This is a genomic window from Halorubrum shenae (assembly GCF_051194165.1).
Lineage (GTDB): Archaea > Halobacteriota > Halobacteria > Halobacteriales > Haloferacaceae > Halorubrum.
Window position 1 is genome coordinate 84,224 of record NZ_JBLZNI010000008.1, and the last position, 14,314, is coordinate 98,537.

The window sequence follows — 14,314 nt, forward strand, 5'->3', positions numbered from 1 at the left end:
TCAGATGAGACGATGGACGACCGGACGCGCGAGTACCTCAAGGGGCGGTTCGGCGACTACTACCGCCGGGCCTCACCGGCGCTCCCGCCGGACGCGAACCTCCGCGAGTGGGGCCACATCCCGTGGACTCCGGGATCTGGCACGACGATGCTTCGCCACCAGTCGCTGTACGATCTGGGCGACGTCGACACGTTCTTCGCGGATAACGCGCCCCGGCACGCGTACTTCTCGGCCGCCCGCTACGACGACCCCGGCGCGTCGACGATGGCGGGAAAGGACTGGCGCTCCGCCGATCTGGTCTTCGACCTCGACGCCGACCACCTCCCCGGGGTGGACCCGGACGAGACCGCCTACGCCGACATGCTCGCCGAGTGCAAGGGGGCGCTCCTCCGGCTCCTCGACTTCCTCGAAAACGACTTCTCGTTCGACGACCTCACGGTCGTCTTCTCCGGCGGTCGCGGCTACCACGTCCACGTCCGCGACGAGAGCGTCCGCGAGCTGGACAGCGAGGCCCGCCGCGAGGTCGTCGACTACGTCCGCGCGATCGACCTCGACACCGAGGGGCTGATCCGGACGGTCTCCGACCGCGGCACGACCAAGCGCGTCCTCCGCACCGAGGGCGGGTGGGGCGCGCGCGTTCACGAGGCCCTGATCGAGTACGCCGACGACCTCCGCGACATGGACGAGGACGCGGCCCGCGAGCGGCTGATGGAGCTCGAGGGGATCGGCGAGGGGCGCGCGGAGACGATCCTCGGCGCCTTCGAGCGTAACCCCACCGCGGTCCGCGAGGGCAACGTGGAGGCCGGCGGGCCCGGCGTCCGCCGGCTCGTCTCCGCGCTCGCCGCGCGCGTGACCGCGACCGACACCGCGCCGATCGACGAGCCGGTCACCACCGATACGCGTCGGCTCATCCGGCTTCCGAGGACGCTTCACGGCGGCTCCGGGCTCGTCGTCACGCCGCTCGACCGCGACGAGTTGGAGGACTTCGACCCGCTCCGGGACGCGGTGCCGGACCGGTTCGTCGGCAGAGAGATTCGGATCGAGACCGACGTCGATCGGACGGTAGAATTAAACGGCGAGCGCGTTAGAGTTGAACCCGGTAGAAACACCGTGCCCGAGTTCGCGGGGGTCTTCTTGATGGCCCGCGGCGAGGCGCGGAAAGCCCCCGAACGATGAAACTCGACGAGCTCAGATCGGCCCAAGCGAAGGAACGCCGCAAGGACAGCCTCCAGCACCTGCGGGACTCCTTTTACGACGACGTGGCCGCCTACGTCTCCGACCTGCGCGCGGCCCGCGATCGGCGCGCCGAGCAGGTCGACAAGCCGTTCTCCGACGACGACGTGCGACGGATGTCGGACGAAGTCGAGACCGCCGAGGAGGTCGCGGAGGCGTTATACGAGCGTCGCGTCGGCAAGGTCGTCAAGCTCGCGTCGTTCGCGGCGGCGGACATGTCGGTCGACGCCGACGGCATGACCACGGAGGAACGACAGCTCTTCGACGACCTCGTCGACCGAATCAGCGAGAACAAGTCGCGCGTACTCAACGTGCTCGCCGGCGAGGAGCCGCCGTCGTCGGCCGCCGCAGTGTCGACGGACGACGCGGCGCCACACGAGGAGACGGCGACGGCGGGAGACGAGGCGGACGCGATCAGGGAGACGGACGAGAGTGCGACCACGAACCCGGCCCCGCCCGCGCCGGATCCCGAGCCTCCGGCGGAAATACCGCCGGGCAGAGACGACGGGACCGCGAACACCGCGGAAACCGAAGGGAGCGGCGACGCGCTCGCGGGCGCCATGGGCGGTTCGGACGAGGAAGTGGCCGACGCCCTCGACGCCGCGACCGACGTCACCACCGACGGCGGTTCACGGACGGCCGACGGTCCGACCTCGGACGGCGACGCGACAGCAGGCGACGGTCCGACTCTGGTCCCGCCGGAGCCCGCCCCGCCGGGAGCACCGGGCACGGAGGGGAGCGACGGCGTCGGCCCGGCTGCGAGCGACGACGGCGCGACCGGCGACACCGCAGACGCAGCGGCCGCCGCAGGCGCAACCGACGCCGACGACACCGACCGCACCACGGTCAGGATCACCCGCGACGTGGGGTCGATCTTCGGAATCGACGAGCGAGAGTACGACCTCGCGAGCGAAGACGTCGTGACCCTGCCCGCCGAGAACGCGGAGCCGCTGGTCCAGCGAGACGCTGCAAAGCGGCTGGACTGAGACGAGGCTCCGATGTCTCCCGACGACGCCACCGTCCCTCGTGCCCTCGGCGCCGCGGCGACGCTGCTCGCGCTCGGTGGGATCGCGGTCGCGATCCTCCTCGATCCGACGTTCTCGTGGACGAGCGACGCGCTCTCCGACCTGGGAGTCCGCGACCGAAGCGCTCTCGTGTTCAACTGGGGACTCATCCTCGGCGGCGTCGCGGGCGTCGGCTACGCGCTCGGCCTCTGGCAGTCGCCAACTGAGCGCGGGATTGCGGGCGCGACGCGCACAGCGGTCTTGGCGCTCGCAATGGTCGCGATGGCCGGCGTCGGGGTCTTCGATCTCACGGAGCCGCTCCACGCCCCGGCCGCGCTCGGTTTTTATATCCTCGTCACGGTCACGTTCGCAGTCGACGGCCTCGCGCGGCGCGGGACGACGAGCGGGCGCGTCGCCCTCGCGTTCGTCCCCGTCCACGTCGCCGTCTGGGCGACGTTCGCCGCGGGCTGGTGGCCGGTGTCCGGGCTCGCGCTCCCGGAGCTGCCGGGCGCGCTCATGCTCGCGGCGTGGGTGTGGGTCCTCGGTCCCTCACCGGTCCTCGGCCCGGTTCTTGACTCGGGCGCGCCGCGCCGCGACGGCGCCGACGGCGCGTAACCGATTCCGGGACCGACGAGCACTACCGCCGTGGGCGAGTACGGTTCTCGCATGGAGGTCGAGTTCCTCGGCGGCGCCCGAGAGGTGGGTCGGAGCGCGGTCCTCGTCGACGACGCGCTGCTGATCGACTACGGGCTGCTGACCGCGGACCCCCCGCAGTACCCCCTCCGCGACCCCGAGCCCGACGCGGTCGTGGTCTCGCACGGCCACCTCGACCACGTCGGCGCAGTGCCGGCCCTTTTAAAAGGAGATCGCCGGCCCGCGATCCACTGGACGCCACCGACCGCGGCGCTCGCGCGGACGCTGGCGCGCGACACCCTGAAGCTCCACGGCAACAGCCCCCTCTGCCCCTTCTCGGAGGAGCACGTCGCGCGGCTCGGCGAGGTCGAGGCGCGACACGCCTACGGGGAGCCGTTCGTCGTCGAGGCGGGCGGGACCACCTACGAGGTGACGTTGTTCAACGCCGGCCACATCCCGGGGTCTGCGCACGTGCTCGTGGACGATGGTAACACCCGCCTCCTCTACACCGGCGACTTCCACACCGACGACCAGCGACTGGTGTCGGGAACGACCGATCGGCCCGACGCCGACGTCGTGATCTGCGAGTCGACGTACGCCGACGTGACCCACGAGGACCGGCGCGCCGTCGAGGACCGCTGGGCAGAGCGCGTGCAGACGACGATCTGGGAGGGCGGCACCGTCGTCGCGCCCGCGTTCGCGATCGGGCGCACGCAGGAGCTCATACTCGTCGCCGACGCCAACGGCCTGACCCCCTACGTCGACGGGATGGGGACCGAGGTGACGCGGATCGTTCGCCGGCACCCCGAGTTCCTGCGCGATCCGGAGGCCCTCCGCCGGGCGAAGGGCGCCGCGCGCTTCGTCACCGGTCGCGACGGCCAGCGCGAGCGGATCGCCGACGACAACGAGCTGATCATCACCACCTCGGGGATGCTCGCGGGCGGGCCGGTCCACTCGTACCTCCCGAAGGTCCGTGGCAATCCGACGAACACGGTGACGCTGACGGGGTATCAGGTCGAGGGAACCCCCGGCCGGGAGCTACAGGACCACGGGCGGCTGGCGATCAACGGGACGGTGCGTCCCGTGAGCGCGCGGGTCGAGTCGTTCGACTTCTCCGCGCACGCCGACCGCGAGGGGTTGGAGTCGTTCTTGGAGTCGTATCGGGGGGCGCGGGTCCTCGTGAACCACGGCGATCGCTGTGCGGCGTTCGCCGAGGACCTCCGCGGGGACGGGTTCGCGGCGAGCGCGCCCGAACTGGGAGAGCGGATCGAGCTGTAGGTCTCAGCAGCCGACCGCGTCGCACGCGGGATCGACGGTGTCGGTCGTCGTCGACGGTGTCGGTCGTCGGCTAGCGGATCAGAATCGGGTCATCGATGTTGCGGGTCGCTACCGACTTCGCAGTCAACGACAGGGAGCTGAGGTGCGACAGATCGACCGCTGAGAGCGCGGCCGATCTTAAAAGGAAAGCGCGTCGACAGCGTCCGTCGAACCGGTGAGAGCCGACCTACGCGCCGCCATCGGTGTACGCCCGGTCGCCGAGTACGCGGTCGGCGGTCGCGTTCGCCTCCGCGGGGCTGGGGCAGTCTCCGGAGACGACCTCGTCGGCGAGGTCAGAAGCGAGCGCGAAGACGGCCGACCCGTCGGCGCGATCGGCGACGCGCTCGAAGGTCGGGCGGTAGCCGGCGGCCGTGCGCTGTCCGGTCTCGTCGAGCGAGGCGTCGATGGCGTATTCGAGCTGGCGGACCGCTTCCTCTGGTTCCATACACCACCATCTGTCCTATGCCTACTTAAATGTACTCGGATTCGGAATTGAGTTAATTGTTCGAGAGTCCATCGGTGACGCTCGCGGGATCGACGTTTATACGCGTCCGGCGGTCGGAGCGTGGCCATGGCTGACACAGACGAGCGCGCCGCCGTCGCCGAGCGCGCGGCGCGAGCCGGCGCGCAGGTCGCGAACGAGCGGTTCCGGAGCGATATCGACGTCGAGACCAAAGGCGAGGACGACGTGGTGACGGAGGCGGACCGCGCGGCCCAGCGCACCGTGATCGAGGCGATCCGCGAGACGTTCCCGGACGACGCGGTCGTAGGCGAGGAGGAGGACGAGCGCAAGACAGTCCCCGACGAGGGCGCTGCATGGGTGATCGACCCGATCGACGGCACCAACAACTACGTCCGAGACATCCGCGTGTGGGGGACCGCGGTCGCGGCGGTCGTCGACGGCGAGCCGGTCGCCGCGGCCACCGTCGCGCCCGCGTTGGGAGACGTGTACACCGCCGAAGCGGACGGCGCGTACCGGAACGGGGAGCGGCTGTCCGTCAGCGACGTGTCGGACCCGCGGCGGGCCACGGTCGACCCGACGCTGTGGTGGGCGTTCGACGCCCGCGACGAGTACGCCGCCGCCTGCGAGGCGATCGTCCGGCGGTTCGGCGATATGCGCCGCCTCGGCGCCGCACAGATCGTGTTACCGACTGTCGCCGCTGGCGGGCTAGAGGGGACCGTCTCGAACCTGCAGGCGAACCCGTGGGACTCCGTCGCCGGCGTGTTCATGGTCCGACAGGCGGGCGGGAAAGCGACGGACTTGGACGGGAATCGCTGGCGACACAACTCGACCGGGCTCGTCGTCTCAAACGGGGACCTTCACGACGAGGTGCTCGAAACGGCGCGCGCGATCGACGGGCTCGACTGAGGCCGGCTCGGGCGGCAGGACCGGGACGTTACGGCGACGCGGACGGGCCGCGCTCGCGTCGCACCGCGAGCGCGCCGTGGTAGAGGATGGTCGCGCAGACGAACAGCGCGGAGCCGACGAGCAGGACGAAGCTCACCTGATCGAGGACCGGCATCGAGAGCCACGCGGCGGCCTCGCCGAGCGCGACGGCGACGCTCGCAGCGAGGAGCATGAGCCCGAAGTAGATGGTCACGTCGTCCTCGTCCACGTACGCGGTCGCCCCGGACCCGATCCGGGCGCCGAGTGCGCTCCCGAGCAGCAGCGCGGTGACGATCCCCAGATCGATCACGCCGGCGCGCCCGTAGGTGAACGCGCCGACGCCCCCGGAGAGCAGGCCGGTGAACAAACTCGTCCCGACCGCCGCCGCGAGCGAGGTGCCGATCACGTAGTAGATCGCGGGCATTCGGACGAACCCGCCGCCGACGCCGAGGAACCCGGAGATCACCCCGACACCGGCGCTGACACCGGAGATGGTCCACAACGAGGCCGTCTGTCCGTCCGCCAGCGTCATCATCGGGGGGATGTTGTACGACTGGATGGTCTGGGCGATCGCGGGGACATCGTCGTCGTTTGCCCCTCCGCGTTCGCCGCTGGCATCGTCCTCGTCGTCGCCGGCCTCGTCGGCCTCGTCGTCGTTCAACGCGCTCCGCGTGAAGAGGAGGCCGATGGCGGCGAGCACAATGACGTACGCGACCCCGACGACCGCCTCCGCGATGCCGAGCATCTCTAGGCCGAACACGAGCCGGCTGCCCGCTTCGATCCCGAGGGCGATCCCGACGAACATCAGCGCCCCGAGCCGGTAGTCCACCTCGCCCGAGTCGTGGTGTTTCATCGTCGCGATCACGGCAGTCCCGAACACGAACGCCATCGAACTCCCGATCGCGACCGGGGCCGGATACCCGAGGATGAGCAGCGCGGGAGTCACGAGGAACGACCCGCCCATGCCGAAGAAGCCGAAGAACACGCCGACCATGAAGCCGAAGACGACGAAGAGGGCGAAGAGGCCGGGGGTCAAACCGAGTAAATCGAGCATCTATCGCCGGGCGATCCGTTTGAACACAACCGGACCGAGCCGGTCTTCGAGGATTCCGTACCCAGCGTACAACAGCAGGGCTTCGAGGACGACCACTCCGAGCACGACGAGGGCCGCCACCGTGGGTGAGCTACCGGGCAACAGCTCCGTTCCGGTCATCGGGCCTCCTCCGTGATCGACCGGCTCGCGCTCGGTGACTCGCGCAATCGGATTTCGGTCATATACCAGTTCCTAGCAGTCGGTAGGATATAATGGTTTTGGGCCTATTGTACAATACTATATCCGCATGATGAACGCGGCACCATCCGTAACGTATACCGTGGTTATGACGTTTCGCGGTCCGACCTCGTTACTATCTACCAAATCGTGGTATGGCGTAGTATGATTAGTGAGAACGTACTACATCCGCGAACCGCCTTCGAGCGGAGCGGTCGAGCGTCGATAGTCACCGCTTGCCAGAGGGGATGCAGTTGTGTGTGTAGACAAAACGATTATCGCGAGATCGTGGCGTCGTCGCAGCTACTGTTTCAGGTTGTCGTCCTGGTACCGGTCCGGGAGAAACGGCGACAGTGAGTCCGGGGCGTAGGGGATGATCCGGGCCGCGAGCTCCGCGAGATGGCGCCGAGTCACCGTGTACACGGCGGCGACGACGAGCGTGCCGAGCACGATCTGCCGAAGCGGGCCCTCGAGCAGGTACAAGAGGGGAAGCGACAGTCCGATCGACAGCGCGAGGTCCTCGACCGCGCCGTCGTATCGGACGAGCTGCCGCGGGGCGATCCACGTCCCGTGATAGTGGTTGTACACGGCGCGGTCGGAGTTCCCCTCCCACGGCCGCAGCTCCAGCCCGCCGCCGTACATATCGGCGACGCTGTGGACCGCCGCGCCGAGGAGGAACAGGGCAGCGGCGACGGTCACCGTCGACGGCGCTACGAGAGCCGCGAAGAGCGCGAGCGCCGCGAACAGGCTGTAGTACACGGGGTAGTGGAGGGTTCTCCGATGGCCGACGTACATGTCCAGGTCCGGGAAGAGCCCCCCGAGGAACCCGGCGACGAAGCCGATCGGCGCCAGTTCCGGGGCCACACGTATCAACGGCACGGCGAGCAGCATCCCGCCGAGCACGTGGGTCGGAAGCATCATTATGGCCTAACTGAAGCGACAGATCCCTATTAACGTGTCGGCAGATGGTGAGGAGTGTTGACAGGAGGCTCATACGGGCGTCGACGACGGAATCAGCGGTCACGACGGCGCCCTTATGCCGATGGAGTTCGGTGACGGCGTATGCTCATGACGCCGGGACCCACCGCGGTCCCCGCCCAGGTCCGCGACGCGATGAGCCGCGAGCTGATAAACCCCGACGTGGATCCCGAGTTCCACCGGATCTACGACCGGCTGACCGATCGGCTGGCGACGGTCTACGGCGTGGATCCGCTTGGAGGCGCCCCGGACGGCGACGCCCGAGACGCCGCCGCGACGGCGACGCGCGACATTGTCGTCCCCGGTGGCGAGGGAATCCTCGGACTCGAGGCCGCGATCGCCTCGCTGGTCGAGCCCGGGACCGAGGTGCTGTGCCTCTCGAACGGCCTCTACGGCGACGGCTTCGCCGACTTCGTCGCGGACTACGGCGGCGAGGCGACGCTGGTCTCGGCCGACTACGACGACGCCCTCCCGCTCGCGGAGTTCGAGTCGCTGCTCGCGGACGACGACCACGAGTTCGAGGTCGCGACGATGGTCCACTGCGAGACGCCCACGGGGACGCTCAACGACCTCGGGCCCGCGCTCGACCTCCTAGAGACGGCGGACGGGGAGATCGTCACCGTCGTCGACGCCGTCTCCTCGCTCGGAGGCGTCCACGTGCCGACCGATCGGATCGACGTGTGTCTGGGGGCCTCTCAGAAGTGTTTCAGCGCGCCGCCGGGGCTCACTACCGCCGCGATCAGCGACCGCGCGTGGGCGGCGATGGAGGAGCGAGACCCGCACTCGCTGTACACGAACTTCCTCCCGTGGCGCGACACCGACGAGGGGTTCCCGTACACCCACCTCACGACCGAGGTCGTCGCGCTCGACGAGGCCCTCGGGCTGTGGCTCGACGAGGGACTCGACGCGGTTCGGGACCGACACCGGGCCGCCGCAGCGCGGTGTCGCGAGCGCGGCGCGGAACTCGGGCTCGAGCCGTACCCGGATCCCGAGCGTAGCTCGCCGACGGTGACCGCCTTCAAGGTTCCAGGGCGAGCCGGGGAGTTGCAGCGCCGGCTCCGCGAGGAACACGACGTGCTCGTCGCGACCGGGTTGGCGTGGCTGGCCGACGACGTCCTGCGGATCGGGCATATGGGGCATACTGCGCGGATCGAACAGGTGGACGAGGCGATGGACGCGCTCGCGGACGTGGTATAAGTAGTGGATGCGCCGGCGGCGGGCTTCCGGCTGCCCACGCGCTTCGTCAGCGCGTAGCGGTCACTCCTCGCGGGCCGCGTCGAGCGTCGGGTCGTCGGCGTCGACCATCGGACAGTTTCGGACCCGGAACTCGTCGAATCCGACCGCCTCGAGGATGGTCGTCCCCTCGTGGCCGCAGGCGACTTCCGGCGGCGCAGAAAAGTGCGGGCACTGCTGGCAGTACGTCCGCTTCGAGATCACGCGCTCGACGCTCGTATCTCCGGCGCCGAGCCGCCCCCCGAGGCCGGAACCCGTCGAGTCCGCCTCCGAGACCGTGCTTCCGAACGCCCCGACCGGTCCGCCGCCGGCGCCCTCGTCGATCGACTTCCAGACGTCCTCCTCAGAAAGGTCGCCGACATCCATCCGCTCGAACACCTCATCGAGGGCCGCGTCGCCCTCGCCGGTCGCCGGGCCGAGTTCGTCGAATGGGTCGTCGACTTCCGATCGGTCCGTCCTCGCGGCGGACCGAGAGCCCGACGCAGCGTCGGCGTCCGTTGTGTCGGGATCGCTCTCGCCGGTCTCCGTCCTCGCCTCGCCAAAGAGCGGGCCCTCGGTCGGGGTGTCCTCCTCGGGTGCGTCCTCGTCCAACTGGTCGAAGGGATCGCCGATCGCGTCGGAGTCGTCGAGCGACTCGTCGGTCACGGGCTTCCGCCTCCGTCGGCGTCGCGGGTGCTCACGCCGCTTCCATCGGCGGCGTTCGCTTTTGGCCCAGCTGCGTCTGCGGGAGACCCGCTCACGTCGCCGTCGAGCGCCGGCCGGTCACCGACGACCAGCCGCGAGGTACCGAGGAACCCGGGATTCGGCTCTAGTTCTTCGAATCCGCGACCACAGTGGGGGCACTCCGGCGCCGTCAACAAACCGAGATCGACGGTCTCGCCGCAGTCGGTACACTTCGCCTTCCGGACTCCAGCGCGGTTCGCGGCAGCGGTCAGGGCGTCGAGCCGCTCGCGCTCGGCGCGGTCACGCTCGGCCGCCTCCAGCCGCCGGCGGATCCTGACGACCGCGCTCGCGACCCGAGAGAGCTTGTCTTCGGTTTCGTCGAGGTCGGCGACGCGGTCGGAAAGCCCCGCGAGTTCGTTCACCCGGGATTCGAGGTCGTCGAGCCCCTCGGTGCGGCGTTTCAACTCGTCTATCTCGTCGGTCCGTGACTCGACGCCGACGAGCCGCTCGTCCAGCGCGTCGATCGTGTCCTCGACCGCCTCGCCGACGGTCGCCGTCGCGGCTGCTTCGGCCTCTACGTCGTCGAGGCGGTCGGCGACAGCGTCGAGATCGGCCGCGATCGCGTCCAGCCGTTCCGTCGTTTCCTCGTGGGTATGGTCGGCGGGGGCCGTCGACTCCAGCTCGCGGTACAGCTCCACGAACCGCTCTCGGAGGTCTCCAACCTTCTCGTCGACCTCGGCGTCGAGATCGTCGAGCCGCGACTCGATCGCCGCCACTTCTTCCGCGTCCGGGACGTCGATCCCCTCCGCGTCCGCGAGCGCGACGATAGCGCGCTTCACCAGCGCCTCGTGACTGACGCCGACCTCTTCGGCGGCAGCCGTGGCGGCGGCCTCCGCGACCTCGGAATCGGATTCGGCGGCCGCAGCAGTGCTGTCGCCGCCGTCAGTCGGATCGAGATCGCTCATCGAGGATCCCCCATCATCTATGCCATCTTTTAGGAGCAGACATAAGTAATCTGTCGCGTCGTTCTCTGGATCGATACTTGGGAAGGACTCACCGGTGTCCGTCTCGGGGACCGTCCTCACCGGATCTTGCGCACGTCGCTGATGTCGAAGCCGCCGTCGTGGATCTCAGTCTCGAACCGGACGATGTTCTCCGACTCCAGCCGCGAGAGCACGCCGCGGAACTCGCGGACGAACATTGTTCTGGCCCGCTGGGACCCCCCGCTCTCCCAGGAAAACTGGAGGGTTCCGCCCGCGGCGTCCATCAGCGCGCCGAACTCGCGGTCGGTGAGCGAGTCGGTGTTGACCAACACGAGGATGAGCCCGCCCCACTCGTAGGCCGCCTTCTTGAGCCCCTTCATCACCATCGCCACGTCGCTCCACTGGGTGTCCTCGTCGACCATCGAGACGAGATCGGTCACGGAGTCGATACAGACTAAGCTGTCGTCGGCGTGCGCCGACAGATAGTCGCCGAACGCGGTGAGCACGTCCTCGTACTCGCCGCGGTCGCCGAGCTCCGTGATCGACGCCGTCTCGTCTTCGTACCAGTCGCGGGGGATCGGGCTGAGTTGGAAGTACTCCGGCGAGAGGTCTCGGAACTCGATCCCGCCGATCGCGGCGTCGACGATCTCGTCGGCCATCGTGTACCCCATCTCTCGCGTGAGCGCGTCCGTGTCGGCGGTAAAGGATAGGTAGTGGACTTCGTCTGGAAGCGCCGCATCGTTGTGAAGGTCGCCGTAGTAGAGGTCGAACAGTTCCGCGTCGGCGTGCCCGAGGGCGTTCATCGCCGCGCTGGTGTACAGGAATTCGCGCGCGCCGGCGCCGGACTCGCCCGCGAGCAACACGACGTTCCCCGGCGGCGCCCCGCCCCCGAGGATCGAGTCGAGCCGGGCGACGCCGAACGGGAGACTCGGCATACTCCGTATGGGGAGGCCGTTCCGCTTAGTGTTGTTGCTCGTTCGCGACCTTCCCCCCGCCGGTCCTCACTTCGGTCCCGTCACTCGCGCCCCGCCGTCGGTCGCCGGAACGATCGAGACCGACCCGTCGACGCCCGCCTCGTCGAGCGCACGCTCGCCCGCGGTCGCGGCCGCGCTCGCGTTCGCGGCGTCGGTGACCCCGTATACGGTCGGCCCCCACGACGACTGGCCGGCGCCGAACACGGCCGCGGACTCCGACAGCGACGCCACCACGTCCCCGACCGGCGGGCGGTAGACGCCGCCCTGCTCGTCGGCGTACCACGCGCCGTTAAGCCGGCCGATCTCTGCGACTGCGGCACCGAAGCGCTCGGCGTTCCCCGTCGCGATCGCGGGGAGCACGCGCCGGGTGACGATCCCGCCGATCCGGTCGGCGAGGCCCGGCTCCGCGCGCTCGACCGCGGTCCGCATCGCGTCGTCCTCGGCCTCGCCGTTCTTCCCTGGGTCGGCGTCGGGGCGGACGAGCAGGAACCGCCAGTCGTCGGGCACGTCGTGTTGGGCGGCCACCGGCGGCACGGTCCACTCGCCGTCGGCGGGGCGGTCGGTCGTGAACCGCGCGGTCGGGTGGCCGGCGTCGAGCACGAACCCGCCCGCCTCGAACGTCGCGACGCCGATACCTGAGCGCCCGCCGCGGCCGAGCGCCGGGGCGCGCTCGCGGACGCGGGGCTCCTTCCGGTGGGCGGCCGCGACCGCCGCGAGCGTCGCCGCGGCCAGTTGGGTGCCGCTCCCGAGCCCGGCGTGGCGCGGGAGGGTCTCGTGGACCGCGATTCGGGCGCCGTCGACGCCGAGGAGCTCGGCGGCGGTGCGGGCGTACTCGCGGGCGTCGTCGACGGGTGCATCGCCGGCGGGCGTCTCGGCTTCGACGGTCACGTGGTCGGCCGGCTCCGCGTCGACGACCACCCGCGGCTCCGCGAGCCCGAGCCCGAGAGCGCCGTACAGCCGCTCGTGTGAGAGGCTGAGGTTACAGAAGCCGAAGTGGAGCCGCGCCCCGGCGCTCACGCGTGCCATGGTTGCTCCGTGATTCGGGAGCGATTGATAAAGGGTGCGTGACAGTGGCGGGAGTTGCCCCGGAACGCGGAGCGCGACGCTTCGATCGAGGTGGTAGTTTATAAACGAGTCACCGTCGCTCACGGGTTGTAACGGGACTGAGAGAACCGAGAGAACCGCGATCGCGCCGTCGCCTCAGAACGTCTCGAGGTAGCGGTCCTCCTCCCACTCGGAGACCTGGGTGAGGTATTCGCTGAACTCCTGGGACTTCGCCTCGGCGAACTTCTCGGAGGTGTGCGGACCGAGCGCCTCCTGGAGCACTTCGTCTTCTTCGAGCTCCTCAACGGCGGCGCCGAGGTTCGGCGGGAGCGTCTCGATGCCGTACTCCTGGCGCTTCGCGTCGTCGAACTCGTAGATGTCCTCGCGGACCGGGTCGCCCGGGTCGGCCTCGGTCTTGATCCCGTCGAGGCCGGCGGCGATGAGCGACGCCATGCCGAGGTAGGGGTTACAGGACGGGTCGGGGCTGCGGACCTCGAAGCGTGCTGAGACGCCCGCAGCGTCCGGGACGCGGACGAGCGCCGAGCGGTTCGTGTCGGACCACGCGACGTAGATGGGCGCCTCGTAGCCGGGCACCAGGCGCTTGTAGGAGTTCACGGTCGGGTTGGTGACGGCCGTGAACGCCTTGGCGTGGTTCAGGATGCCGCCCATGAACTGGTAGGCCGCCTCGCTCAGGTTGAACTCGTCCTCGTCGTCGGCGAAGGCGTTGCCGTCCTCGTCGAACAGCGAGATATGGCTGTGCATCCCCGAGCCGTTGATGTTGGCAATCGGCTTGGGCATGAACGTCGCGTGGAGGTCGTGCTGACTCGCGACCGCGCGGACGACGGCGCGGAACGTCGCGATGTTGTCCGCGGTCGTGAGCGCGTCGTCGTACTTGAAGTTGATCTCGTGTTGGCCCTCGGCGACCTCGTGGTGGGACGCCTCGATCTCGAAGCCCATCTCCTCTAAGGTGAAGATGATCTCCTTGCGGACGTCGCTCGCGAGGTCCTTGGGCGCCAGATCGAAGTAGCCGCCGTTGTCGTGGGGGATCGTCGTCGCGTTCCCCTCGTCGTCGGTCTTGAACAGGAAGAACTCGGGCTCCGGACCGATGGAGACGGAGTAGCCCATCTCTTCGGCCTCTTCGAGGACGCTTTTCAGCACCTGGCGCGGGCCGCCGACGAACGGTTCGCCTTCCGTGGTCACGATGTCACAGATGAGCCGCGCGGCCCCGCTGTCGTCGTCACCGTTGCTGCGCCACGGGAGCAGCGAGAACGTGTCGGGGTCGGGAACGAGCCGCATGTCCGACTCCTGAATGCGCACGAATCCCTCGATGGAAGAGCCGTCGAAGTAAATTCCCTCGGTGAACGCCTTCTCCGCCTGATGGGCAGGCACGGAGACGTTCTTTACGACGCCGAGGATGTCGGTAAACTGGAGCCGCAGGAAATCGACGTTTTTCTCTTCGATCTCGTCGAGTACCGCCTGTTCTTCGGCCGTGAGGCCGCCGTCCGGTTTTGCGTGTTCGTCCGTCATGTTCTGGACGGTTCATTCCTCGTCTGCCAGTATAAAGGCCTTATCGCTTGGTGCATGAACCGCCAGTC

15 protein-coding genes are annotated in these 14,314 nt (G+C 69.0%); 6 read left to right on the forward strand and 9 right to left on the reverse strand.

The genetic code is table 11. The annotated features are described in order from the left end of the window. Positions 1 to 12 precede the first annotated feature (12 nt). Genes priS through ACNS88_RS11200 form a run of 4 tightly spaced genes read left to right on the forward strand, consistent with a single transcriptional unit; the run spans position 13 to position 4,148 of the window. Positions 13 to 1,176 (forward strand): DNA primase small subunit PriS, encoded by a 1,164-nt coding sequence (gene priS, locus ACNS88_RS11185; protein WP_435097330.1) that lies wholly within the window; start codon positions 13 to 15, stop codon positions 1,174 to 1,176. After that, positions 1,173 to 2,219, forward strand: a complete 1,047-nt coding sequence (locus ACNS88_RS11190; RefSeq protein WP_435097333.1) for a DNA replication complex subunit Gins51 — start codon at positions 1,173 to 1,175, stop codon at positions 2,217 to 2,219. Before priS ends, ACNS88_RS11190 begins: the two co-directional genes overlap by 4 nt. 12 nt (positions 2,220 to 2,231) lie before the next feature. Beyond that, positions 2,232 to 2,852: a DUF998 domain-containing protein gene (locus ACNS88_RS11195; RefSeq protein WP_435097336.1), complete on the forward strand. Its 621-nt coding sequence runs from the start codon at positions 2,232 to 2,234 to the stop codon at positions 2,850 to 2,852. A 51-nt stretch (positions 2,853 to 2,903) separates the two neighbouring features. Then, on the forward strand, positions 2,904 to 4,148 hold the full coding sequence (locus ACNS88_RS11200) for an MBL fold metallo-hydrolase (RefSeq protein ID WP_435097339.1): 1,245 nt from the start codon (positions 2,904 to 2,906) through the stop codon (positions 4,146 to 4,148). 226 nt (positions 4,149 to 4,374) lie between these two features. On the opposite strand, the gene ACNS88_RS11205 is transcribed toward ACNS88_RS11200, so the two are convergent. After that, entirely contained in the window at positions 4,375 to 4,632 is a 258-nt protein-coding gene (locus tag ACNS88_RS11205; protein WP_435097342.1) for a hypothetical protein, read from the reverse strand. A 126-nt stretch (positions 4,633 to 4,758) separates the two neighbouring features. On the opposite strand from ACNS88_RS11205, the gene ACNS88_RS11210 reads away from it, so the two are divergent. Further along, positions 4,759 to 5,556, forward strand: coding sequence for an inositol monophosphatase family protein (locus tag ACNS88_RS11210; RefSeq protein ID WP_435097345.1), 798 nt, complete (start codon positions 4,759 to 4,761; stop codon positions 5,554 to 5,556). 28 nt (positions 5,557 to 5,584) lie between these two features. Here the strand turns inward: ACNS88_RS11210 and ACNS88_RS11215 are convergent, their stop codons facing one another. The 3 genes from ACNS88_RS11215 to ACNS88_RS11225 all read right to left on the reverse strand — a co-directional run bounded on the left by ACNS88_RS11215 (position 5,585) and on the right by ACNS88_RS11225 (position 7,765). Further along, positions 5,585 to 6,628: a sulfite exporter TauE/SafE family protein gene (locus tag ACNS88_RS11215; protein WP_435097348.1), complete on the reverse strand. Its 1,044-nt coding sequence runs from the start codon at positions 6,626 to 6,628 to the stop codon at positions 5,585 to 5,587. Next, complete coding sequence (locus ACNS88_RS11220; RefSeq protein ID WP_435097351.1) at positions 6,629 to 6,787, reverse strand: DUF7512 family protein; 159 nt, start codon at positions 6,785 to 6,787, stop codon at positions 6,629 to 6,631. A 360-nt stretch (positions 6,788 to 7,147) separates the two neighbouring features. Beyond that, a complete protein-coding gene (locus tag ACNS88_RS11225; protein WP_435097354.1) occupies positions 7,148 to 7,765 on the reverse strand; it encodes a metal-dependent hydrolase in 618 nt (205 codons plus the stop codon). Between the two features lie 141 nt (positions 7,766 to 7,906). On the opposite strand from ACNS88_RS11225, the gene ACNS88_RS11230 reads away from it, so the two are divergent. Continuing rightward, positions 7,907 to 9,019: a pyridoxal-phosphate-dependent aminotransferase family protein gene (locus ACNS88_RS11230; RefSeq protein ID WP_435097357.1), complete on the forward strand. Its 1,113-nt coding sequence runs from the start codon at positions 7,907 to 7,909 to the stop codon at positions 9,017 to 9,019. A gap of 60 nt (positions 9,020 to 9,079) precedes the next feature. Here ACNS88_RS11230 and ACNS88_RS11235 read toward each other — a convergent pair whose 3' ends face one another. From ACNS88_RS11235 to glnA, 5 genes are all read right to left on the reverse strand, one after another. Then, the gene (locus ACNS88_RS11235; RefSeq protein ID WP_435097360.1) at positions 9,080 to 9,700 is read right to left on the reverse strand and encodes a DUF8135 domain-containing protein; all 621 of its coding nucleotides are present in this window, start codon (positions 9,698 to 9,700) and stop codon (positions 9,080 to 9,082) included. Beyond that, on the reverse strand, positions 9,697 to 10,683 hold the full coding sequence (locus ACNS88_RS11240; protein ID WP_435097363.1) for a DNA repair protein RecN: 987 nt from the start codon (positions 10,681 to 10,683) through the stop codon (positions 9,697 to 9,699). Before ACNS88_RS11240 ends, ACNS88_RS11235 begins: the two co-directional genes overlap by 4 nt. Positions 10,684 to 10,799: 116 nt before the next feature. Next, positions 10,800 to 11,636, reverse strand: coding sequence for an RAD55 family ATPase (locus ACNS88_RS11245; RefSeq protein ID WP_435097366.1), 837 nt, complete (start codon positions 11,634 to 11,636; stop codon positions 10,800 to 10,802). A 66-nt stretch (positions 11,637 to 11,702) separates the two neighbouring features. Next, positions 11,703 to 12,701, reverse strand: a complete 999-nt coding sequence (locus tag ACNS88_RS11250; protein ID WP_435097369.1) for a beta-ribofuranosylaminobenzene 5'-phosphate synthase family protein — start codon at positions 12,699 to 12,701, stop codon at positions 11,703 to 11,705. Positions 12,702 to 12,875: 174 nt separating this feature from the next. After that, positions 12,876 to 14,246: a type I glutamate--ammonia ligase gene (gene glnA, locus ACNS88_RS11255; protein WP_435097372.1), complete on the reverse strand. Its 1,371-nt coding sequence runs from the start codon at positions 14,244 to 14,246 to the stop codon at positions 12,876 to 12,878. Positions 14,247 to 14,314 lie beyond the last annotated feature (68 nt).

Coding starts and splice junctions, on each gene's coding strand:
- priS (WP_435097330.1), top strand. CDS start 13: ATGGACGACCGGACGCGCGAGTACCTCAAGGGGCGGTTCGGCGACTAC.
- ACNS88_RS11190 (WP_435097333.1), top strand. CDS start 1,173: ATGAAACTCGACGAGCTCAGATCGGCCCAAGCGAAGGAACGCCGCAAG.
- ACNS88_RS11195 (WP_435097336.1), top strand. CDS start 2,232: ATGTCTCCCGACGACGCCACCGTCCCTCGTGCCCTCGGCGCCGCGGCG.
- ACNS88_RS11200 (WP_435097339.1), top strand. CDS start 2,904: ATGGAGGTCGAGTTCCTCGGCGGCGCCCGAGAGGTGGGTCGGAGCGCG.
- ACNS88_RS11205 (WP_435097342.1), bottom strand. CDS start 4,632: ATGGAACCAGAGGAAGCGGTCCGCCAGCTCGAATACGCCATCGACGCC.
- ACNS88_RS11210 (WP_435097345.1), top strand. CDS start 4,759: ATGGCTGACACAGACGAGCGCGCCGCCGTCGCCGAGCGCGCGGCGCGA.
- ACNS88_RS11215 (WP_435097348.1), bottom strand. CDS start 6,628: ATGCTCGATTTACTCGGTTTGACCCCCGGCCTCTTCGCCCTCTTCGTC.
- ACNS88_RS11220 (WP_435097351.1), bottom strand. CDS start 6,787: ATGACCGGAACGGAGCTGTTGCCCGGTAGCTCACCCACGGTGGCGGCC.
- ACNS88_RS11225 (WP_435097354.1), bottom strand. CDS start 7,765: ATGATGCTTCCGACCCACGTGCTCGGCGGGATGCTGCTCGCCGTGCCG.
- ACNS88_RS11230 (WP_435097357.1), top strand. CDS start 7,907: ATGCTCATGACGCCGGGACCCACCGCGGTCCCCGCCCAGGTCCGCGAC.
- ACNS88_RS11240 (WP_435097363.1), bottom strand. CDS start 10,683: ATGAGCGATCTCGATCCGACTGACGGCGGCGACAGCACTGCTGCGGCC.
- ACNS88_RS11245 (WP_435097366.1), bottom strand. CDS start 11,636: ATGCCGAGTCTCCCGTTCGGCGTCGCCCGGCTCGACTCGATCCTCGGG.
- ACNS88_RS11250 (WP_435097369.1), bottom strand. CDS start 12,701: ATGGCACGCGTGAGCGCCGGGGCGCGGCTCCACTTCGGCTTCTGTAAC.
- glnA (WP_435097372.1), bottom strand. CDS start 14,246: ATGACGGACGAACACGCAAAACCGGACGGCGGCCTCACGGCCGAAGAA.